Source organism: Variovorax sp. SPNA7, from assembly GCF_033807855.1.
In the GTDB taxonomy this organism is placed as follows: Bacteria; Pseudomonadota; Gammaproteobacteria; order Burkholderiales; family Burkholderiaceae_C; genus Variovorax; species Variovorax beijingensis.
In genome coordinates this window covers 1,060,876-1,082,325 of record NZ_CP138513.1, presented here as the reverse complement: position 1 = coordinate 1,082,325, position 21,450 = coordinate 1,060,876, and the positions used below count along the sequence as shown (strand labels likewise).

General features: G+C 67.5%; 20 protein-coding genes. 16 read left to right on the top strand and 4 right to left on the bottom strand.

From position 1 onward, the window contains the following. Positions 1 to 20: 20 nt before the first annotated feature. Together RZE77_RS04875 and RZE77_RS04870 are read left to right on the top strand one after the other, a co-directional pair. Positions 21 to 1,085 carry a tartrate dehydrogenase gene (locus RZE77_RS04875; RefSeq protein WP_319440932.1) on the top strand — a complete coding sequence of 355 codons (1,065 nt, stop codon included), beginning with the start codon at positions 21 to 23 and terminating at the stop codon, positions 1,083 to 1,085. Positions 1,086 to 1,126: 41 nt separating this feature from the next. Then, positions 1,127 to 2,125, top strand: coding sequence for a Bug family tripartite tricarboxylate transporter substrate binding protein (locus RZE77_RS04870; RefSeq protein WP_319440931.1), 999 nt, complete (start codon positions 1,127 to 1,129; stop codon positions 2,123 to 2,125). A gap of 5 nt (positions 2,126 to 2,130) precedes the next feature. Here RZE77_RS04870 and RZE77_RS04865 read toward each other — a convergent pair whose 3' ends face one another. Beyond that, positions 2,131 to 3,066 carry a LysR family transcriptional regulator gene (locus RZE77_RS04865; RefSeq protein ID WP_319440930.1) on the bottom strand — a complete coding sequence of 312 codons (936 nt, stop codon included), beginning with the start codon at positions 3,064 to 3,066 and terminating at the stop codon, positions 2,131 to 2,133. A gap of 110 nt (positions 3,067 to 3,176) precedes the next feature. Between RZE77_RS04865 and RZE77_RS04860 the strand changes: the two genes are divergently transcribed. From RZE77_RS04860 to RZE77_RS04795, 14 genes are all read left to right on the top strand, one after another. Then, entirely contained in the window at positions 3,177 to 4,139 is a 963-nt protein-coding gene (locus RZE77_RS04860; RefSeq protein WP_405547008.1) for a Bug family tripartite tricarboxylate transporter substrate binding protein, read from the top strand. A 1-nt stretch (position 4,140) separates the two neighbouring features. Beyond that, entirely contained in the window at positions 4,141 to 5,190 is a 1,050-nt protein-coding gene (locus RZE77_RS04855; protein WP_319440929.1) for a 4-hydroxythreonine-4-phosphate dehydrogenase PdxA, read from the top strand. A gap of 25 nt (positions 5,191 to 5,215) precedes the next feature. Continuing rightward, the gene (locus RZE77_RS04850) at positions 5,216 to 6,388 is read left to right on the top strand and encodes an L-rhamnonate dehydratase (protein ID WP_319440928.1); all 1,173 of its coding nucleotides are present in this window, start codon (positions 5,216 to 5,218) and stop codon (positions 6,386 to 6,388) included. 13 nt (positions 6,389 to 6,401) lie between these two features. Then, on the top strand, positions 6,402 to 7,949 hold the full coding sequence (locus tag RZE77_RS04845; RefSeq protein WP_319440927.1) for a UxaA family hydrolase: 1,548 nt from the start codon (positions 6,402 to 6,404) through the stop codon (positions 7,947 to 7,949). Positions 7,950 to 7,973: 24 nt separating this feature from the next. Next, positions 7,974 to 8,903, top strand: coding sequence for a dihydrodipicolinate synthase family protein (locus RZE77_RS04840; protein WP_319440926.1), 930 nt, complete (start codon positions 7,974 to 7,976; stop codon positions 8,901 to 8,903). Between the two features lie 13 nt (positions 8,904 to 8,916). Further along, positions 8,917 to 10,356 (top strand): aldehyde dehydrogenase family protein, encoded by a 1,440-nt coding sequence (locus RZE77_RS04835; protein WP_319440925.1) that lies wholly within the window; start codon positions 8,917 to 8,919, stop codon positions 10,354 to 10,356. Between the two features lie 5 nt (positions 10,357 to 10,361). Beyond that, positions 10,362 to 11,171: a cytochrome b561 domain-containing protein gene (locus RZE77_RS04830; protein WP_319440924.1), complete on the top strand. Its 810-nt coding sequence runs from the start codon at positions 10,362 to 10,364 to the stop codon at positions 11,169 to 11,171. 40 nt (positions 11,172 to 11,211) lie between these two features. Then, entirely contained in the window at positions 11,212 to 12,303 is a 1,092-nt protein-coding gene (locus RZE77_RS04825) for an ABC transporter ATP-binding protein (protein ID WP_319440923.1), read from the top strand. Positions 12,304 to 12,338: 35 nt separating this feature from the next. Next, on the top strand, positions 12,339 to 13,670 hold the full coding sequence (locus RZE77_RS04820) for an ABC transporter substrate-binding protein (protein WP_319440922.1): 1,332 nt from the start codon (positions 12,339 to 12,341) through the stop codon (positions 13,668 to 13,670). Positions 13,671 to 13,675: 5 nt separating this feature from the next. Then, positions 13,676 to 14,551 (top strand): carbohydrate ABC transporter permease, encoded by an 876-nt coding sequence (locus RZE77_RS04815; RefSeq protein WP_319440921.1) that lies wholly within the window; start codon positions 13,676 to 13,678, stop codon positions 14,549 to 14,551. Positions 14,552 to 14,561: 10 nt separating this feature from the next. After that, positions 14,562 to 15,386, top strand: coding sequence for a carbohydrate ABC transporter permease (locus tag RZE77_RS04810; protein WP_319440920.1), 825 nt, complete (start codon positions 14,562 to 14,564; stop codon positions 15,384 to 15,386). Between the two features lie 5 nt (positions 15,387 to 15,391). Next, complete coding sequence (locus tag RZE77_RS04805; RefSeq protein WP_319440919.1) at positions 15,392 to 16,321, top strand: SMP-30/gluconolactonase/LRE family protein; 930 nt, start codon at positions 15,392 to 15,394, stop codon at positions 16,319 to 16,321. Then, entirely contained in the window at positions 16,318 to 17,247 is a 930-nt protein-coding gene (locus tag RZE77_RS04800) for a YncE family protein (protein ID WP_319440918.1), read from the top strand. The genes RZE77_RS04805 and RZE77_RS04800 overlap by 4 nt, the downstream gene beginning before the upstream one ends. Before the next feature lie 143 nt (positions 17,248 to 17,390). Then, on the top strand, positions 17,391 to 17,672 hold the full coding sequence (locus tag RZE77_RS04795) for a hypothetical protein (protein ID WP_319440917.1): 282 nt from the start codon (positions 17,391 to 17,393) through the stop codon (positions 17,670 to 17,672). On the opposite strand, the gene RZE77_RS04790 is transcribed toward RZE77_RS04795, so the two are convergent. From RZE77_RS04790 to RZE77_RS04780, 3 genes are read right to left on the bottom strand one after another with little or no spacing between them, the layout of a single operon-like run. Continuing rightward, positions 17,666 to 18,547: a LysR family transcriptional regulator gene (locus tag RZE77_RS04790; protein ID WP_319440916.1), complete on the bottom strand. Its 882-nt coding sequence runs from the start codon at positions 18,545 to 18,547 to the stop codon at positions 17,666 to 17,668. The genes RZE77_RS04795 and RZE77_RS04790 overlap by 7 nt on opposite strands. Before the next feature lie 21 nt (positions 18,548 to 18,568). Beyond that, positions 18,569 to 19,654: an ABC transporter ATP-binding protein gene (locus tag RZE77_RS04785; RefSeq protein ID WP_319440915.1), complete on the bottom strand. Its 1,086-nt coding sequence runs from the start codon at positions 19,652 to 19,654 to the stop codon at positions 18,569 to 18,571. A 14-nt stretch (positions 19,655 to 19,668) separates the two neighbouring features. Next, on the bottom strand, positions 19,669 to 21,420 hold the full coding sequence (locus tag RZE77_RS04780) for an ABC transporter permease (RefSeq protein WP_319440914.1): 1,752 nt from the start codon (positions 21,418 to 21,420) through the stop codon (positions 19,669 to 19,671). Positions 21,421 to 21,450: the final 30 nt, after the last annotated feature.

Genomic DNA, 21,450 nt, shown 5'->3' with positions numbered 1-21,450 from the left:
AACCTCCCGCAGGCATCGCCATGAAGACGTACAAGATCGCAACCATCCCCGGAGACGGCATCGGCAAGGAAGTCGTGCCCGCGGGCCAGCAAGTGCTGGAAGCGCTGGCCTCGGCCGGCAGCAGCTTCAAGTTCGAGTTCGAGAACTTCGGCTGGGGCGGCGACTATTACCGCGAACATGGTGTGATGATGCCGGCCGACGGCCTCGATGCGCTGCGCGGCAAGGACGCGATCCTGTTCGGCTCGGCGGGCGACCCGCACATTCCCGACCACATCACGCTCTGGGGCCTGCGCCTGAAGATCTGCCAGGGCTTCGACCAGTACGCCAACGTGCGCCCGACGCGCATCCTGCCCGGCATCGACGGCCCGCTCAAGCGCTGCGGACCTCATGATCTGAACTGGGTGATCGTGCGCGAGAACTCCGAGGGCGAATACGCCGGCGTCGGCGGTCGCGTGCACCAGGGCCATCCGATCGAGGCCGCCACCGACGTGTCGATGATGACGCGTGCCGGCGTCGAACGCATCATGCGCTTCGCATTCCAACTGGCGCAGTCGCGGCCCCGCAAGCTGCTCACGGTCATCACCAAGAGCAACGCCCAGCGCCACGCGATGGTGATGTGGGACGAGATCGCGCTGCAGGTCTCGAAGGAGTTTCCCGATGTGACCTGGGACAAGGAACTGGTCGACGCATCGACCGCGCGCATGATCAACCGGCCGGCCTCGCTCGACACCATCGTCGCCACCAACCTGCATGCCGACATCCTCAGCGACCTGGCCGCCGCGCTCGCCGGCAGCCTGGGCATCGCACCGACCGGCAACATCGACCCCGAGCGGCGCTACCCGTCGATGTTCGAGCCGATCCACGGCTCCGCCTTCGACATCATGGGCAAGGGCCTGGCCAATCCGGTCGGCACCTTCTGGTCGGTCGTGATGATGCTCGAGCACCTGGGCGAGGCCGAGGCCGCCCGGCGCGTCATGCAGGCCGTCGAAGCCGTGACGGCCGACCCCGCGCTGCACACGCGCGATCTCGGCGGCAGCGCCACCACCGCGCAGGTCACGCAGGCCGTGTGCGCGCGGCTCGCATAAAGAAAACACACGGCGCAGACCGTCAGCCAGGAGACAAAGACATGTGGAAGCAACCATTCGCCATCGGGCGCCGCACCCTCGCGGGCACCGCCCTGGCGGCCCTCGGCCTTTGCATCGCGCCCTGGGCCGCCGCCCAGGAGCCGTGGCCGGCCAAGCCGATCAACCTGATCGTGCCCTTCCCTTCCGGCGGCACCACCGATGTGCTGGCCCGCGCGCTCGCCGATGCGCTCTCCAAGAGCCTGGGCCAGCCCGTGATCGTGGAAAGCAAGCCGGGCGCCGGCGCCACGCTCGGCGCCGACTACGTCGCCAAGGCCAGGCCCGATGGCTACACGCTGCTGATGGGCGCGGTGCACCACACCATCGCCACCAGCGTCTACAAGAAGCTGCCCTACGACTTCCAGAAAGACCTCGCGCCCATCACCACGGTGGCGATGGTGCCGAACGTGCTGGTGGTCAATGCGTCGCTCACGCCGGCCAAGTCGGTGGCCGAGCTGGTCGCGCTTGCCAAGGCGTCGTCCAAGGAACTGGCCTACGGCTCCAACGGCAACGGCACGGCGCAGCACCTGATCGGCACCCAGTTCCAGGCCAGCACCGGCGCCAGGCTGCTGCACGTGCCGTACAAGGGCAGCGGTCCGCTCACCACCGACCTGCTGGGCGGGCAGGTCGACATGTCCTTCGACACCATCACGCCCGTGCTGCAGCACATCAAGGGCGGCAAGCTGCGCGCGCTGGCCGTCACCACCGCCAAGCGCTCCGCCGTGCTGCCCGAGGTGCCGACGCTCGAAGAGGCCGGGCTCAAGGGCTTCGACATCGGCACCTGGTTCGGCGTGCTGGCGCCGGCGGGAACGCCGAAGGACATCACCTCCAAGCTTCACACCGAGATGACGAGGATCATCAAGTCGCCGGAGTTCGCCGAGCGCATGCGCGCGATCGGCGCCGACCCGATCGGCGACAGCTCCGCCGAGATGGCGGCCCGCATCCGCGAGGAGACGGCGAAGTTCGCGAAGCTGGTCAAGGAGGGGAAGGTCGCGGTCGAGTAGGGCGCCTAGCGCTTCCTGTGCAGCAGTTCCAGGAAGTGCCTGGCCGGCAGGCTGAGCGGCCGGTCGCTGCGCACGATGCTGCCGTAGGTGGAGAGCTTGTGCCGGATCGAGTAGCGCACGATGCTCAGCACCCCGTGCTGGGCGTCCCGCAGCGCGACTGTCGCGGGGATCACGCCGATCATCCGCGACTTGCGGATCAGGTTGATGGTCGTGAGTATCGAGCCGGTCTCGATCAGGCCGGGAGGCATCACCGCGTGGTGCACCTGGAACTCACGCTCGATCACGTCGCGCATGGGGCTGTGCGCAGGCTGCAGGATCCATGTGTATTCCAGCAAGTCGGCAAAGGCCACGCGTGACTGCGCGGCCAGCGGATGGTCGTTGCCGACGACCACCGCAAGGGATTCGTCGCCAATGGCATTGAAGGTGCAGGCCGCCGCTTCCGGACCCACGGGGCGCCCCACCACCACTTCGAGCACGCCCTCGTGCAATTGGGCGAGCAGCCTGTCGCTGGTGTCCACCGCAATCTCGATGGCCAGCAGGGGATGGGCCGCCTTGAGCTCGGTGAGCGCATCGGTCAGCCGGCCGGGCGAGGCCGCCATGATGCTGCCGAGCGAGAACTTGCCGACGCTGCCGAGCTGGAACTCGTGCAGCTCGCGGTTGAGCGCCTCCATGCTGCCGCGGATACCCCTGAAGTAACCCATCACGCGCTCGCCCGCGGCATTGAGCTTGAGTCCGCGCCCGACCCGCTCGAACATCGGCTGGCCCAGCGCGCTCTCGAGCTCGTGGAGCATCTTGGTGGCAGCCGGCTGCGTGAGGCCCAGCTGATCGGCAGCGGCGCGCAGCGTGCGCCGCTCCTCCACCGCCAGCATCAGTGCCACCTGCCTCATGCGAATGCGGTTGAGCAGCTGAGGGGTCGAATCCTGCCTGTCGATGGAGCCCACGATTGATTACCTCAGGATATTGATCGATCAAGTTCTTTCAGTTTACGGGAATCAATCGCCTCCCTACGATTGCCGCCAACGATTCCTCGAAACAGTCTGGAGACAAGCAGATGAAGAAGTACATGGCAGCCACGGCCGCCGGGATGCTGGCGCTCGCCGCCAGCGCGGTGCAGGCCCAGGAGTGGCCCACCCGCCCGATCCGGATCATGGTCGGCTCCGCGCCCGGCGGCGGCACCGACGCAATGGCCCGCGCAGTGGCCGACCGGCTCGGCCCCTTGCTCAAGCAGCCGGTGGTGGTCGAGAACCGGCCCGGCGTTTCCAATACCCTGGCGGCCGACGCCACGGCCAAGTCCACCGACGGCCACACCATGGTGATGGGCGTGGTCACGGCCCATGCGATTGCGCCGCACCTGCTCAAGCTCAACTACGACAGCAACCGCGACCTGGTGCCGGTGGCCTTCGTCGGCGCGGTTCCCAACGTGCTGGTGGTGAGCAACAGCGTGCCGGCCGACTCGGTGCAGGCGCTGGTCAAGCTCGCAAAAAAGGAGCCGGGCAAACTCAACTACGCCACCAGCGGCGCGGGCAGCACGCAACACATCGCAGCCGAGATGTTCAAGGACGTGGCCGGTGTCGACATCGCGCACGTGCCCTACAAGGGCAGCGGACCGGCGCTGGTCGACCTGATCGGCGGCCAGGTCCAGCTGAGCTTCGACACCCTGCCCTCGGTGATCGGCCAGATCAGGAACGGCAAGGTCCGCGCGCTCGCCGTCACCACCGCCAAGCGCAATGCGCAGCTGCCCAATGTGCCGACCCTGGCCGAAGCCGGCGTGCCGCAGGTCGAGATGAGCGCCTGGTACGGCATCTACATGCCGGCCGGCGCACCCAAGGCCGTGCAGGACAAGCTGCACGACGCGGTCGACCAGGTGCTCGCGATGCCCGAGACCCAGACCCGTCTGCAGGCCATCGGCGCCGAGACCGCACCCATGACCCAGGCGCAGTTCGCGCAGTTCCACGCCGCCGAATACAAGCGCTTCGGCGAGGTCATCAAGAAAAACAACATCCGCCTGGATTGACATGACGCACACCCCCTCCCTTCCCGTTGTCGCGCTCACCCTCGGCGACCCCGCCGGCATCGGCGCCGAACTGATCGCCAGGCTGCTGGCCAAACCCGAGGCCACCGCGCTGGCCAACATCGTGCTGATCGGCGATCGCTGGCTGTGGGACGAAGGCCAGCGCATCGCCGGCACCACCGTCGCCACCGACGAAGTGCATTCGCTGACCGAAGTGCGCAGCCGCGCGAGCACGGCGCGCCCCGCCTTCCTTGCCGTGCACAGCATCGATCCGGCGCTGGTGCAGCGCGGCCAGGCGGCAGCGCCCGGCGGCCGCTCGGTGCTGGAGGTGCTCGACCGCTGCATGGATGCGACGCTGGCCGGCGAGGTCGACGCGATCTGCTTCGCGCCGCTCAACAAGCACGCCATGAAGATCGGCGGCCTGCAGCACGAGGACGAGCTGCACCATTTCGCCGAGCACCTGGGCGTGACCGGCTACTTCTGCGAGTTCAACACCCTGGGCGAACTCTGGACCTCGCGCATCTCCTCGCACGTTCCGCTGAAGGACGTGGCCAGCTATTTGAGCGTGGAGCGCATCGAGCAGGCCGCCGAGCTGATCTACCGCTCGCTGCTGGCCAACGGCGTGGCGCAGCCCAGGATCGCGGTCGCGGCCTTCAATCCGCATGGCGGCGATGGAGGGCTTTGCGGGCGCGAGGAAGTCGACATCATCGTCCCGGCCGTGCAGCGCCTGCAGGCGCGCGAGTGGCCGACCGAGTCGCCGTTCCACGGCCCCTTCCCGGCCGACACCATCTTCCTGAAGGCGCAGGCGGGCGAGTACCAGGCCATCGTGACCATGTACCACGACCAGGGCCAGATCGCGATCAAGCTGATGGGCTTCAGCCGCGGCGTCACGGTGCAGGGCGGCCTGCCGATTCCGATCACCACGCCCGCGCACGGCACGGCCTACGACATCGCGGGCCAGGGCAAGGCCAGCGTCGAAGCCACCTGGCAGGCCTTCCGCATTGCGAGCCGCATGGGCACTGCGCACCGGCTCGCGAACCACGCCTCCGCTTGAATCCCTTCCACACCAGAGAGACCTCATGAAGATCAAATCCGTCCGCGCCCGCGTTTTCGAATGGAAGGGCAAGACCGTTCCGCCGCAGGGCAACTTCTGCTCCAACGCGATGGACCTGCTGTACGCGCCGCAGGAAACCATGAGCACCTTCCGCTTCCACTCGTGGACCGTGGTCGAAATCGAGACCGACGACGGCATCGTGGGCCTGGGCAACGTGGCGCTGGCGCCGGCCATCGCCAAGGCCATCATCGACCAGTACCTCGCGCCGCTGGTGATCGGCCACGACCCGTGGGACTACGAGTACCTGTGGCAGCGCATGTACCGCGCCACCCACGCCTGGGGCCGCAAGGGCGTGACGATGGCCGCGATCTCGGCGGTCGACCTCGCGATCTGGGACATCCTGGGCAAGTCGGTGAACAAGCCGGTGTTCAAGCTGCTCGGCGGCCGCACCAAGGAAAAGATTCCCTGCTACTACTCCAAGCTCTACCGCACCGACCTGAATGAAATGCAGGCCGAGGCGCAGAAGTTCCTCGACCAGGGCTTCACCGCCTTCAAGATGCGCTTCGGCTATGGGCCGGCGCACCTGCAGAAGGGCGTGGCGGAGAACCTCAAGTCGGTCGAGGCGGTGCGCGAAGTGATCGGCTACGACAACGACCTGATGCTCGAGTGCTACATGGGCTGGAACCTCGAGTACGCCAAGCGCATGCTGCCCAAGCTCGAGAAATTCCAGCCGCGCTGGCTCGAGGAGCCGGTGATCGCCGACGACATCGACGGCTATGCCGAGCTGAACCAGCTCACCAGCATCCCGGTCTCGGGCGGCGAGCACGAGTTCTCGCTCTACGGCTTCAAGCAGCTCCTGGACCGCAAGGCGGTGTCGGTGGTGCAGTACGACACCAACCGCGTCGGCGGCATCACGGCCGCGCACAAGATCAATGCGCTGTGCGAGGCCTACAGCGTGCCGGTCATCCCGCATGCGGGCCAGATGCACAACTACCACCTGACCATGAGCACGCTGGCCTCGCCGATGAGCGAGTACTTCCCGATGCACGACGTCGAAGTGGGCAACGAGCTGTTCTATTACATCTTCGACGGCGAGCCGGTGGCCGAGAACGGCTTCCTGCAGCTCGACGACCACAAGCCGGGCCTCGGCCTCACGCTGAAGACCGAGCACCTCAAGGACTTCAACATCGTCGAATGACGGTGCACCCGCCATGCCGCTCCCACTGCCCCACCCCCACGCGCGCGTGATCCGGCTGCATGCCGGGGACGATGTCGTGATCTCGCTCGACCAACTGGTCGCGGGCACGTACATCGAAAGCGAAGGCGTGGCGGTGGCCGGCCTCGTTCCACCGGGCCACAAGATGGCGACGCGCGCCATCGAACCGGGTGCCCCGGTGCGCCGCTACGGGCAGATCATCGGCTTTGCAAGCCGGCCGATCCACGCGGGCCAGCATGTGCACACGCACAACCTCGCGATGGGCGACTTCACCCGCGACCATGCGCACGCCGCCGATGCACGCCCGACGGTGCGCGCAGCGGAGCCTGCGAGCTTCCGAGGCATCGTGCGCGAAGACGGCCGCGTCGCCACGCGCAACTACATCGGCATCCTGACTTCGGTGAACTGTTCGGCCACGGTGGCGCGCGCCATTGCCGACCGCTTCCGGCGCGACATCCATCCCGAAATGCTCGCGCCCTTCCCCCACATCGACGGCGTGGTGGCGCTCACGCACGGCGCCGGCTGCGCGGTCGACCCGGAAGGCGAAGGCCTTGCGATCCTGCAGCGCACGCTGGGCGGCTATGCCTGCCATCCCAACTTTGCAAGCGTGCTGGTCATCGGGCTGGGCTGCGAGACCAACCAGGTCTCCACGCTGCTCGCCACGCAGGGGCTGACGGACAGCACCCGGCTGCGCAGCTTCACGATCCAGGACACCGGCGGCACCACGAACACCATTGCACGCGGCATCGAGCTGATCCGGGAGATGCTGCCGCAGGCCAATGCCGTCGAGCGGCAGGCCGTGCCCGCGAGCCACCTGGTCGTCGGCCTGCAGTGCGGCGGCTCCGACGGCTACTCCGGCATCTCGGCCAACCCGGTGCTCGGCGCGGCGGTCGACCTGCTGGTTGCGCACGGCGGCACGGCCATCCTGTCGGAAACGCCCGAGATCTACGGCGCCGAGCACCTGCTGACGCGCCGCGCACAGACCCCCGAGGTCGGGCGCAAGCTGGTCGAGCGCATCCGCTGGTGGGAGGCCTACTGCGGGCGCAACGGCGCCGCCATGGACAACAACCCCTCGGCCGGCAACAAGGCCGGCGGCCTCACCACCGTGCTCGAGAAGTCGCTGGGCGGCATCGCGAAGGCGGGCTCGACCAACCTGGTCGAGGTCTACGAGTACGCACAACCGGTGCAGGCCCGCGGCCTGGTGTTCATGGACACGCCCGGCTACGACCCGATCTCGGCCACCGGCCAGGTGGCGGGCGGCGCGAACCTCATCTGCTTCACCACCGGGCGCGGCTCGGCCTACGGCTGCGCGCCTTCGCCTTCTTTCAAGCTCGCGACGAACACCGCACTGTGGGAGCGGCAGTCGGACGACATGGACCTCAACTGCGGCGAAGTGCTCGACGGCACGCACAGCATCGCGGAACTCGGCGAACGCCTGTTCCGCATGCTGCTGGACACCGCCTCGGGCCAGCCCTCGCGCAGCGAACGCCACGGCTACGGCCAGCAGGAGTTCGTACCCTGGCAAATCAGCGTGGTCACCTGACGCGCAACTTCTTTCACGACACCCATGACAACCACGCGCTCCGCCCGCTTCCGCGGCATCTTCCCCGTCGTGCCGACGCCGTTCACCGAAAGCGGCGCACTCGATCTTCAAAGCCAGAAGCGCTGCGTCGATTTCATGATCGATGCCGGCTCCGATGGGCTGTGCATCCTGGCCAACTTCTCCGAGCAGTTCCTTCTGTCGGACGAGGAGCGCGAGGTGCTCACGCGCACGGTGCTCGAGCATGTGGCGGGCCGCGTGCCGGTGATCGTCACCACCACGCACTTCAGCACCACGGTGTGCGCCGAGCGCAGCCGCCGCGCGCAGGACATGGGCGCCGCCATGCTGATGGTGATGCCGCCCTACCACGGTGCCACCTTCCGCGTGCCCGAGCCGCAGATCCATGACTTCTATGCACGCCTGTCGGACGCGGTGGACGTTCCCATCATGGTCCAGGACGCGCCGGCCGCCGGCACCGCGCTGTCGGCCGCGTTTCTCGCGAAGATGGCGCGCGAGATCGAGCACGTCGCGTACTTCAAGATCGAGACGGCCGGTGCCGCGTCGAAGCTGCGCGAGCTGATCCGCCTGGGCGGCGATGCCATCGAAGGCCCGTGGGACGGCGAAGAGGCCATCACGCTGCTGCCCGACCTCGATGCCGGCGCCACCGGCTCGATGACCGGCGGCGGCTATCCCGACGGCATCCGCCCGATCATCGAGGCGCACCGCGCGGGCGACCGCGACCAGGCCTTCGCGCTCTACCAGCGCTGGCTGCCGCTCATCAACCACGAGAACCGCCAGTCGGGCTTCCTCGCGGCCAAGGCGCTGATGAAGGAAGGCGGCGTGATCGCCTGCGAAGCGCCGCGCCACCCCTGGCCCGCAATGCACCCGGAAACCCGCAAGGGCCTGATCGAAACCGCGCGGCGGCTCGATCCGCTGGTGCTGCGCTGGGCACGCTGAACAAGGGCCTCCCATGCAAAACTTCGACAACCTGATCGCAGGCGAATGGCGTGCCGGCGCAAGCTACAGCCCCAACCTCAACCCCAGCAACCTGTCCGACGTGCTGGGCCACTACGCGCAGGGCAGCGCCGCCGATGTCGAGGCCGCCGTGGCCGCCGCCACCGCCGCCTTCCCGGCCTGGGCCACCGGCAGCATCCAGGCGCGCTCCGACGCCCTGGACAAGATCGGCACCGAGATCCTCGCGCGCCGCGAAGAGCTCGGCACCCTGCTCGCCCGCGAAGAAGGCAAGACGAAGGCCGAAGGCATCGGCGAAGCCACCCGCGCCGGCCAGATCTTCAAGTTCTTCGCCGGCGAATGCCTGCGCCTGTCGGGCGAGCTGCTGCCCTCGGTGCGTCCCAACATCGGCGTCGAAATCACCCGTGAGCCGGTCGGCGTGGTCGGCCTCATCACGCCCTGGAACTTCCCCATCGCCATCCCGGCCTGGAAGATCGCGCCCGCGCTCGCCTTCGGCAACTGCGTGGTCCTGAAGCCCGCCGACCTCGTGCCCGGCTGCGCCTGGGCGCTGTCCGAGATCATCAGCCGCTCGGGCATCCCGGCGGGCGTGTTCAACCTGGTAATGGGCCGCGGCAGCGTGATCGGCGAGGCGCTGGTCAGCCACCCGGGCATCCATGCCATCAGCTTCACCGGCTCGGTCGGCGTGGGCCGCAACATCGCCATCCAGTGCGTCACGAACCACAAGAAGGTGCAGCTCGAGATGGGCGGCAAGAACCCGCAGGTGGTGCTGGACGACGCCGACCTGGCCCAGGCCGTGGAGCTCAGCGTGCAGAGCGCCTTCTACTCCACCGGCCAGCGCTGCACGGCGTCGAGCCGCCTGATCGTGACCGAAGGCATCTACCCGAAGTTCATCGAGGCGATGAAGGCGCGCATGGCGAAGATCAAGGTCGGCGATGCACTGGCGCAGGGCACCGACGTGGGCCCGGTCTCGTCGAAGTCGCAGCTGGACCAGGACATGGCATACATCGCGATCGGCAAGGGCGAAGGCGCCACGCTGGCGGCCGGCGGCGAATTGCTGAAGCTGGAGACCGACGGCTACTACATGTCGCCGGCGCTGTTCAGCGAATCGGCGGCGGCGATGCGCATCAACAAGGAAGAGATCTTCGGCCCGGTGGCGAGCGTGATCCGCGTGAAGAACTACGAAGAGGCGCTGGCCACGGCCAACGACACGGAGTTTGGCCTGTCGGCCGGCATTGCGACCACCAGCCTGAAGTACGCCACGCACTTCAAGCGCCACAGCCAGGCCGGCATGGTGATGGTGAACCTGCCGACCGCAGGGGTGGACTACCACGTGCCGTTCGGCGGGCGCAAGGGCTCGAGCTACGGCCCGCGCGAGCAGGGCAAGTATGCGCAGGAGTTCTTCACCACGGTGAAGACGGCGTACACCGCTGCAGGCTGAAAGACATGACGCACCGTTGCGCCTGCTTCATCGCGCTGATGGCGCTGCTGGCCGTTCCGGCCGCTGCGCATGCGGCGCCCGCGCAACCGTGGGACTGGCTGCTCACGCCGCTCTCCGGTGCCAGCGAGCACCACATCGCCGGTCGGATGGCCTGGCATGCGCGGCTGATGGTGCTCGGCTGGGGCGTCCTGCTGCCGCTCGGCGCATTGGCGGCGCGCTTCTTCAAGATCGTGCCCGGGCAGGAGTGGCCGCATCAGCTCGACAACAAGACGTGGTGGCATGCGCATCGCCTGTTGCAGTACGCCGGCGTGCTGGCCATGACTGCCGGGCTGGGACTCGCGTGGGGATTCGGCCATGGACACGGCACCGCGGCGCAGGTGCATGCGTGGCTGGGCTGGAGCCTGTGCATCGCGGGCTGGGTGCAGGTTGCCAGCGGCCTGCTGCGCGGCGGCAAGGGCGGCCCTGCCGATGTCCGGCTGCGCGGCGACCACTACGACATGACGCGCCGGCGCATCGGCTTCGAGCGCCTGCACAAATCGCTGGGCTGGCTGGCCATTGCACTGGCGTGGGTGGGCATTGCGCTGGGCCTCGTCGCGGCCGACGCGCCGCGCTGGATGGCCGTGGTCCTGGCCCTCTGGTGGAGCGCGCTCGTTGCGGCCTTCGTGCGCTTGCAGCGCCAGGGCCGCTGCATCGACACCTACCAGGCCATCTGGGGACCGGGCGCCGCGCATCCGGGCAACCGCCGGCCCGCGGTGGGCTGGGGCGTGCGCCGCTACACGGCGGCCGCCTGGCGCGCACGCTTCGGCCCGCCCTGAACCCCTCACCGACAAGAACGAACTTCAAGGAGACAACAAGATGCCAGGACTGGAATTGAACAACGTGGTCAAGCGCTTCGGCGAGGTGACCGTGGTGCAGCAGATGGACCTCGCCGTGGACGACGGCGAGTTCGTGGTGCTGCTGGGTGAATCGGGCTGCGGCAAGAGCACGACGCTGCGCATGATCGCCGGGCTCGAGGAAGTCAGCGAAGGGCAGATCACCATCGGCGGACGCGACGTCACGCGCGTGGCGCCGATGGCGCGCGACATCGCCATGGTGTTCCAGAACTACGCGCTCTATCCGCACATGGATGTCGGCACGAACATGTCGTTCGCGCTGCGCCTGGCCGGCCGCCCGAAGGCCGAGATCGACAGCAAGGTGGCGGCGGCCGCCAAGGTTCTGAACATCGAGCACCTGCTCGGGCGCAAGCCCAAGGAGCTCTCGGGCGGGCAGCGCCAGCGCGTGGCGATCGGCCGCGCGATCGTCCGCGAGCCCAAGGTCTTCCTGTTCGACGAACCACTGTCGAACCTCGACGCCAAGCTGCGCGGCCACATGCGCGCCGAGCTCGCGCTGCTGCACGAGCGCCTGGGCAAGACCACGGTCTACGTGACGCACGACCAGGTCGAGGCGATGACCCTGGCCTCGCGCATCGTGATCTTCGACAAGGGCCGCATTCAGCAGGTGGGCACGCCGTCGGACGTGTTCACGCGGCCGGCGAGCCTGTTCGTGGCGGGCTTCATCGGCACGCCGACCATGAATTTCTTCAAGGCCCGCTATGCCGAGGAAGGCGGCCGGCGCGTGCTTCGCGGCGAAGGCTTTGCCTGGCAGCCGCCCGCGTGGCTCGCGGCCGATCCGCCCGCCGCCGGGCAGGACCTGGTGCTGGGCCTGCGTCCGCAGGCGCTGCGCGCCAGCCCGGACGCGGTGCGGCTGGCCGTCAAGGTGGACGTGGTGGAGTACCTCGGCACCGAAAGCCAGATCGTCGGCCACATGGCCGCGCCCTCGGGCCAGCGCGTGGCCGCGATGCTGCCGGGCGATGCCCATGCGCTGCTGCACCACGAGCTGGCGCTGGGCTTCGACAGTGAAGACCTGCATGTTTTCGACAGCGGCAGCGGACGCTCCTTGCGCCGCTGATTGCGCTGTCGCCGTTCAACCAAAGGGAGACAACCATGAAGAGAAGAAATTTCGTCAAGGGCGGTGCGGTCACGGTGTTCGGCGCCGGCCTGCCTTTTCGCGGGGCGCTCGCGCAGAGCCGCTACGCCAGATATGCGGGCCAGACCGTGACCTTCGGCATTCCGGCGCATCCGCACTACGACGCGATGCTGAAGATCCTGCCCGAATTCACCAGGGAGACCGGCATCAAGGTCGACGTGGACAAGCTGGCCATGGGCCGCATGAAGGAAAAGCACCTGCTCGAGATGGCCAAGCCGCAGGGCGACTACGACCTGGTGAGCTACGTGGTGATGTGGAAGGGCGAATACGTCGCCAAGAACCTCATCCATCCGCTGGAGCGCTTCCTCAAGAACCCGGCGCTGGCCGATCCCGCCTACGACCTGAACGACATCGTGCCGATCTACCTGGAGAACCTGGGCATGGTCGGCGGCCCCAAGGGCTACCTGGCAGGCCCTGGCGCCCAGCTCTACGGCCTGCCCTATGGCGCCGAAACCTCGGTGCTGGCCTACCGCCGCGACATCTTTGCCAGGCACAACCTCCAGCCCCCCGCCAACTACGATGATTTCGCGAGGCTTCTGCGCCTGCTGAAGGACAAGGAAGGCATCGGCGCATTGGCATCGCGCGGGCAGGCCGGCCACCAGTGCGTGCATGCCTGGCTGCTGCACCTGAACCCGCTCGGGGGCAGCGTCTTCGACGACGGATGGAAGGTGCGCTTCAACGACGAGGCAGGCGTCAAGGCACTCAAGTTCCTGCAGGAGGTGGTAGCGACCGGGCCGGCCGGCATTCCGGCCTACGGGCAGGGCGAGAGCAACACGGCCTTCCTGCAAGGGCAGGCTGCGATGTACCTCGATTCCACCTCGCTCGCGGGCCTGGTCAACGATCCTTCCAAATCGCGGATTGCCGGCAAGGTGAGCTGGGCGCTGCACCCCATGGGCGCCCGGCGCGCATCGCAGTCGGGCGGCCTGGGCCTCGCGATTCCGAGGAACGCGAAGAACGCCGATGCAGGCTTCCTGCTGATGCAGTGGCTCACCTCCAAGGCACAGGACAAGGCCTGCACCCGGGCCGGCGGTACGCCGGTGCGCAACTCGACATTGGTCGATGCCGAACTGGTGCGCCAGTACCCGGAGTTCATCACCTTCAGGGAGGCCTTGAAGTACTCCAACCCCGACTGGCGGCCGATCATCCCGGTGTGGGACAAGATCAATGTGCAGGCCTTGGGCGTCGGCATCTCCGAGGCGCTCACGGGCAAGAAAACGGCCGAAGCCGCGCTCAATGACCTGGTGGCGCCGGTCACGCAGATCATGCGCGAGGGCGGCTACAAGGCCTGACCGCGATGCGCACATCTCCCTGGATCCCGGCCTTCTACCTGGGCCCGGCCGTCCTCATCATGGTGGCGGCCTGCCTGTACCCGGTTCTGTCGGCCTTCCAGCTCGGCTTCTTCGACTGGAGCATGGGCACGCCGTGGAGCGACGCGCGCTGGGTCGGGCTGGACAGCTTCGTGTCGGCCTTCTCCAACCCACGCGTCTGGTCGTCGCTCTGGACCACCCTGCTGTTCGCCGCCGTCTGCGTGAGCGCGGAGATGGTGCTGGGCATCGCCCTGGCGCTGGCGCTCGAGAAGCCAGTGCGCGGCACGGCCTTCTTCCGCACGCTGTTCATCCTGCCGATGATGATCGCGCCCATTGCTGTCGGCCTGGCCTGGCGCTACTTGTTCGACGCGCAGTTCGGCCTCGTCAATGCGGTGCTGGGCCTGTTCGGCATTGCCGCGCGCGGCTGGCTGGCCGACCCGACGCTGGCCTTCGCCACCATCGTGATCGCCGACATCTGGCAGTGGACGCCCTTCGTCTTCATCATGATGGTGGCGGCACTGGCCAATGTGGACGGCGCGGTGATCGAGGCCTCGCGCATCGATGGCGCCAGGTGGTGGCAGATGACCTTCCTGGTCAAGCTGCCGATGGTGATGCACGTGATCGCCATCACGCTGATGATGCGGCTGATCGACGCCTTCCGCGTGCTCGAGGTGATCTACGTGCTGACTTTCGGCGGCCCGGGCGATTCGACCGAGATTCTCGCGCTGCACATCTACAAGACCGCCTTTGTCGGCCAGCAGCTCGGCGCGGCTGCGGCGATCTCGGTGCTGTTGCTGGTGGTGGTGGCGGCGCTCTCATGGGGCGCGTTGCGGCTGTCGAATCCGCTCAAGAGCGAGAAGTGAGGGAACACCCATGAATCGCTCCCCTTTTCTCACGACGCTGCACTACGCGATGCTGATCGCACTCGCGGCGCTGTGCATCGCGCCGATCGCCGTGATCTTCACCACCAGCCTGCGCCAGCAGGTGCAGATCTTCGCCGAGCCGCTGAACTTCATCTTCACGCCCACGCTGGAGAACTACCGCGCCGTGCTGGAGGAAGACAAGTTCAGCAGCTACCTGATGAACAGCCTGTTCGTCGGCATCGTCTCCACGGCCGTCACCCTGGTGCTGGGCTGCATGGCCGCCTACGGCCTGGCCCGCTTCCGCTTCGCGGGGCGCACCGCGGTGGCCTACACCACGCTGCTGCTGCGCACCGTGCCGCTGGCGGTGCTGGCCATCCCGGTCTTCATGATCTGGAACCAGTGGCACCTGGTCAACAGCCTCTGGGGCCTGGTCCTCTTGTACGTGGCGGTCAACCTGCCCTTCACCATCTGGCTGCTCTACGGCTTCGTGCTGCAGGTCCCGATCGAACTGGAAGAAGCCGCAGCCATCGACGGCTGTGGTCCGATCCAGGTGTTCATCAAAGTGCTGCTTCCGCTCATGGCGCCCGGCCTGGCCGCGGCGTCGATCTTCACCTTCCGGATCGCGTGGAACGAATTCATCCTCGCGCTGGTGCTGACCGACCGCCACACCCGCACGCTGCCCGTGGCGGCCTCGCTGTTCATCACCGACATGGGCGTCGACTGGGGCAAGGTGATGGCGATGGGCAGCCTGATCGCGATCCCGCCGCTGATCTTCACCTTCGTTGCCGCACGCCAGATCATCACCGGGCTCACGGCCGGTGCCGTGAAGGGATGACGCGCATGGACACCTCCATCGAAGTCTTCGATGCGCGCCTGCGCCCCGTCGTCGAGGGCGCGCGGCTCGAAAAACTGTGCACCGGCGCCCAGTGGAGCGAAGGCCCGGTCTGGATGCACGAGGACGGAGCCGTGCTGTGGAGCGACATCCCGAGCAACCGCATGCTGCGCTGGAGCGAGTACGAGGGCATGACGGTGTGGCGCAGCGGCGTCGAGTTCACCAACGGCCACGCGCGCGACCTCAATGGCGACCTGCTGCACTGCTCGCACGGCTTGCGTGCGATCGTGCGCACGCGCGTCTCGCCCGGCGGCGTGCGCGCCGGCACGCCTGACGAGATCGTGGTCGACCGCCATCTGGGCAAGCGCCTCAATTCGCCCAACGATGTCGTCGTGAAGCGCGACGGCACGATCTGGTTCACCGACCCACCCTACGGCATTGCCAGCGACCGCGAAGGCCACCGGGCGGAGCGCGAGCAGCCGGCCAACTTCGTGTTCCGTTTCGATCCGGCGAGCGGTCGCCTCGACGCCATGAGCGACGCAGTGCAGGAACCCAACGGCCTTGCCTTCTCGCCCGACGAATCGCTGCTCTACGTGAGCGACACCTCGAGCGCGATGCGCAGCGACGGCAGCGGCCGCCACCACCTCATGGTGTTCGACGTGCACGCCAGCGCCCTCGCCAACCCGCGCGTGTTCGCCGAGGTGAACCCCGGCCTGCCGGATGGCTTTCGGCTCGACGTGCAGGGCTGGCTCTACACCAGCAGCCTCGACAGCGTGCAGGTCTACCACCCCGACGGCAGCCTGCTCGGCAAGATCCACGTGCCCGAGAAGGTCGGCAACCTGTGCTTCGGCGGCACATGGCGCAACCAGCTCTACATTGCGGCAAGCAGCTCGCTCTACCGAATCGCGCTTCACACGGAAGGCATCCAGCGCCCATGACACAAGAAATCCTGCTCCTGGTGGAAAAGTGCAGCCACTGCTTCAGCTACTACGACATCGAGAGCGGCGAACGGCTGCACAGCATCGCGCTCGAAGAGTTCCCGCACGAGTTCGTGGTGGACCGGGCGCAGCGGTTTGCCTACGTCGGCCACTACGGCGTCGAGACCTCGGGCCACCTGGGGCACGGCGGCACGCGGATCTTCCAGATCGACATTGCGGCGCGCAGGCTCGCCCGGACCATCGACATCGCGCCCTTCAACCGGCTGCACGGCATGCAGATGGACGAACAGGGCCGCCTCTACGCACTCAGCGAGGATCGCGCGCAGCTGGTGGTGCTCGACCGGCCCGAGACCGACACCGCGCCGCGCCGCGCCGTGCCCACCGGCGGCATCAAGAGCCATCTGTTCGCACTCACCCGTGATGGCCGGACGGCCTATGTGATGAACCTGCTCTCGCACACCGTGACCAAGGTACGGCCGCACGACGCCACGGCCACACCCGTGCCCTGCTCACCCGGCGAGAAGCCCGAGGGCTATGCGCTTTCGGCCGACGAGAAGACGCTCTACGTCACCAACCGCTGGAGCAACACGCTCGCAGCCATCGACACCGCCACCATGAAAGTGCTGCGCGAAGCGCCCTCGCGCGAGGACGCGACACGGCTCTATCTCTATCGCGACGGGCGGCTGGTGGTCACCAACTACGGCGAGCGCAGCCTGTCGGTGGTCGATCCGGCAAGCCTGAAGGAACTGGCGCGGATCCCGATGGAGGCGCGCGCCATCGCGCTGAGCTTCCATCCGACCCGGCCGCTCGCGTTCGTGAGCCAGGACAACGACAAGCTCGGCTACTTCAACATGGAGACGCTGGCCTTCGAACGCTTCATCGGCACCCAGCGCGAGCCGGACGTGTCATGCACGGTGCTGCTGTGAACGGCACCGGCAGGCCGGATCGGGTTCGCACGCAACCAACCGCAACGGCCGGATTCACGACGATCTTGTTACTCCCCGCTGCGCTCGCGAGTCCCTAGAGTTGCCTTGCGGCGCCATCCAGGGCGCGCCACAAGGAGCCGGCGATGAGCAGCAACAGCAGGAACAGCAGCAACAACGACCGCGTCGCGCAGGCGCTCGGCATCTATCAAAGCATCGCGGCGTGCAACGAGCGCCTTGCGCGCGGCAACGACGTCCACGCGCTCACGGCGGCATTGATGCTGCCCTGCTACCAGGCCGAGTTCAGGCGCCTCGCAGGTGCGCTGAGCGCTGCAGAGCAGGACGAGCTGAGCGCCGTACTGCGGCGGATGGAGCGTGCCGATGCGCCTGCGCTCTTCCGGCGAGCAGTTCCTTCAGCCGTTCACTGAGCCCAGACCGACTGCATCACCGAGGACATCGCCACGATCAGCGGATCGCTGGCCCGCTCCGCGGAGGTGATGAAGAACAGCTGCGCATCGACCTTGGCCGCGCTCCAGACCATCCAGTCTTCGCGCTCTGCGCCGAGCACCGCGACCTCTTCCCGCAGCAGCGCGCAGCCGCTGCCCGAGCGGACGAAATCATCGAGCCCGCTGGTGTCCTCGCTGCGCAGGACCACGTTGGGATCGAGCCCCTGCTGCTCGAACAGGGCACGCAGCATCTGGTGCACATGCGATTCGATCGCGCCATCGATCCACGGAAGGCCCGCCAGGAAGCGCCAGCCCCAGTTCTGCATCTCGGGTTTCAGCCGGTTGGGAATGGCCACGCGGTAGCTGAGCGAGCGCAGCGGATGCCACTGCACGTCGCGCGGCGGATTGGGCGCCACGATGAGTGCGCAGGACAAGCCGCCGCCGCGCACCTGGTCCAGCAGGTGCAGCAGCGGCAGGCTGCGCGTACGCAGCTCCACCAGCGGCAGCCCCTGCTGCATGCCACCCAGCAGCGCACCGAGGCGCAGGAACTCGGGTGTCTCGCCCGGCACGCCCAGCTCGATGCTCCCGGAAAGTTCGCCCTTCAGGCGCTGCGCCGTGGCCTGCATCTCGGCCGAGGACTGCAGCAGGGCCTCCGCGCAGGGAAGCAGGCGCTCCCCGGCACGCGTCAGGCTCAGCCGGCCGCCCGCGCGAACGAACAGCGCCACGCCCAGGTCCTGTTCCAGCCCCTTGATCTGCGCCGTCACGGCGGGCTGGGTCACGTGGAGTGCATCAGCCGCCTTGGTCACGTTGCCCAGCCGGGCCACGGAGACGAAGGCACGGATCTGGTAAAGCTCCATGGTTCACGAACAACAGGCGCGTCAGGCCGCGAAAAGACGCACCTGCGAAGGCTCCAGCCCGAGGCTCACCGCGCATCCCGCAGGAAACTTGGAAAGGCCCGCGTAGTGCGGCTGGTCCACCTCGACGGCCTGGTGCCCGACGCGCACGCGGTAGCGCGAAAACTCCCCGAGGAACTCGCTCGCTTCCACCGTTCCGGGCATCCACACGAAGCGCGCATCGCGCGCCGCATCGACCACGTCCACCCGCAGCGAATGCGGCCGGAACGTGGCCAGCACGCGGTCGGAGGCCGGCGCGTCCGACTGCAGCTGGAACGGCAGGTCGCCCACGCCGTCGATGTCGAGCGTGACGGTGTTGCCCTGGCGGCTGCTGACCCGGCCGGTGAGGCAGTTCATCGTTCCGACGAAGTTCGCCACGAACGGGTTGACCGGGTAGTCGTAGAGCATTGCGGGGCTGCCCACCTGCTGCAGCACGCCGCGGTCCAGGATGGCCATGCGGTCCGCCGTGGTCATGGCCTCTTCCTGGTCATGCGTCACGAAGATGGTGGTGATGCCGAGCCGCCGCTGCAGTGCCAGCAGCTCCTGGCGCATCTGCACGCGCAGAGACTTGTCCAGGTTGGAGAGCGGCTCGTCCAGCAGCAGCACCTGCGGCTCGATCACGATGGTGCGCGCCAGCGCCACGCGCTGCTGCTGGCCGCCGGAGAGCTGGCTCGGCTTGCGCTTGGCATAGCGCAGCAGGTCCACGGTCTCGAGCGCGGCGGCCACCTTGCGCTTGATCTCGGCCCGCGCAACGCGCCGCTCCACCAGGCCGAACGCCACGTTGTCCCACACGCTCAGGTGGGGCCACAGCGCATAGCTCTGGAACACCATGCCGATGTTGCGCTTCCATGGCGGCATGCCGCCGACATTCTTGCCGTCCACCAGGAGCTCGCCGTGCTGGTGCTGGTTGAAGCCGGCAATGAGCCGCAGCAAGGTCGACTTGCCCGACCCCGAGGGCCCCAGCAGCGCGAAGAACTCGCCGGGCTCGATGAGCAGGTTGACGTCCCGCAGGACTTCCGTCGTTCCGTAGGCGAGCCGGATGTTGCGGCACTCGACGCTGACTTTTTTCATGATGTCTCCTCTCCTCAGATCTTCGCGGGAACTGCCCCGAACGACAACGAGGCTTCCCCTTCCTGGTCTTCCACCGGCCGCGCGACGAAGCGGCTGCTGGTGCGCTCCACGACCACATGCGATATGTAGGTGCCCAGCGCAACCACCACGATGGCCAGCACCCCCAGCGCCGCGCCCGGGCCGCGGCCCGCGACGCTCTGCATGTACAGGTAGATGCCGTAGCTCATCGGCGCCTGCGACTGGCTGGTGGTCAGCATGATGGTGGCCGACAGCTCGACGGCCGCCGTGATGAAGCTGGTGACGAAGCCCGCGAGGATGCCGCCGGCCATCAGCGGCACCACCACGCGCCGGATGGTGCGCGCCTTGGTCGCGCCCACGCTTTCGGCCGCTTCTTCGAGCGAGACATGGATCTGCTGCAGCGCCGCCACGCACGAACGCAGCGCATACGGCAGGCGCCGCACCGCGTAGGCCAGCATGATCATGACCCAGGTGCTGGTGAGAAGCACCTCGGTGCCGGGAACCATCACGCCCTTGAAGAAGCGCAGGTAGCCGATGGCCAGCACCAGGCCCGGAACGGCCAGCGACGCCGTCGCGATCACGTCCAGCCAATGGCGCACCGGCAGCCGCGTGCGCAGCAGCAGGTAGGCGATGGTGGTTCCGAGCACCACGTCGAGCCCCGCGGCCAGCCCGCAATACAGCATGGTGTTGCCGATCATGCTGCCCGCATCCTGGAACACCGTGGCGTAGTGCGCCAGGGTGTAGGCATCGGGCAAGGGCGAGAAGCTCCACACGTTGCCGAACGACAGCAGCAGCACGCCGATGTGCGGCGACAGGACCAGCAGCATGACCAGCCCGATCCAGCCGTAGGCCAGCAGCGATCCGGCCGGCGACAGCACGCGCCGCTGGATCGCCCCGCCGCCCTTCTGGATGGTGGAGAAGTCCTTGCCCTTGAGCATCCGCGCGGACAGCGACATGGCGGCAATGGAGAACGCGATCATGATCACGCTGGTCACGTAGCCGAGCGGATCTTCCAGCCCCACCTGGGTGATGCGCAGGTAGGCCTGCGGGGCGAGCATGTTGGTGGTGCCCAGCACCAGCGGTGTGCCCAGGTCGTCGAAGACCTTGACGAACACCAGCGATGCGCCGGCCACGAACCCCGGCAGCGCCAGCGGAAAGATGACGCGCCAGAACAGCCGCCAGCCGCGGCAGCCGAGGTTCATTGCGGCCTCTTCCATCGCGCCGTCGATGTTGCGCAGCGCCAGCGTGAGGTTCATCAGCACGAAGGGAAAGTAGTGGATGGATTCGACGAAGATCACGCCGCTCAGCCCATCCATCAGCGGAACCGTGAAGCCGAAATAATCGTTGAGCAGCAGGTTGATGCTGCCGGATCGGCCGAAGATCAGCTGCAGCGCCACCGCGCCAACGAAGGGCGGCATGATCAGCGGGAGCACCCCGAGCGTCTGGATCAGCGCCGCGCCGCGGAACTGGAAACGCACCGTGAAGTACGCCAGCGGCACGGCGATCAGCGAAGCGAACACGGTCGACATCACGGCCACGTAGAGGCTGTTGAAGAACGCCTCCTGCATCAGCGGCTGCGAGAAGAATGCGACGAAATGCCCGATCGTCGGGCTCCCGTCGGCATTGACGAACGCGGTGTAGAACACCCACGCCACCGGCATGACGAGGAACAGCAGCAGGAAGACGGCCACCAGGCCCGCGGCGCACCACGCGCCCGACCGCACGTCGGAACGAAAAAGACCGAGCATGAAAAAAACCTCCATGGCGGCCCGGGCTGG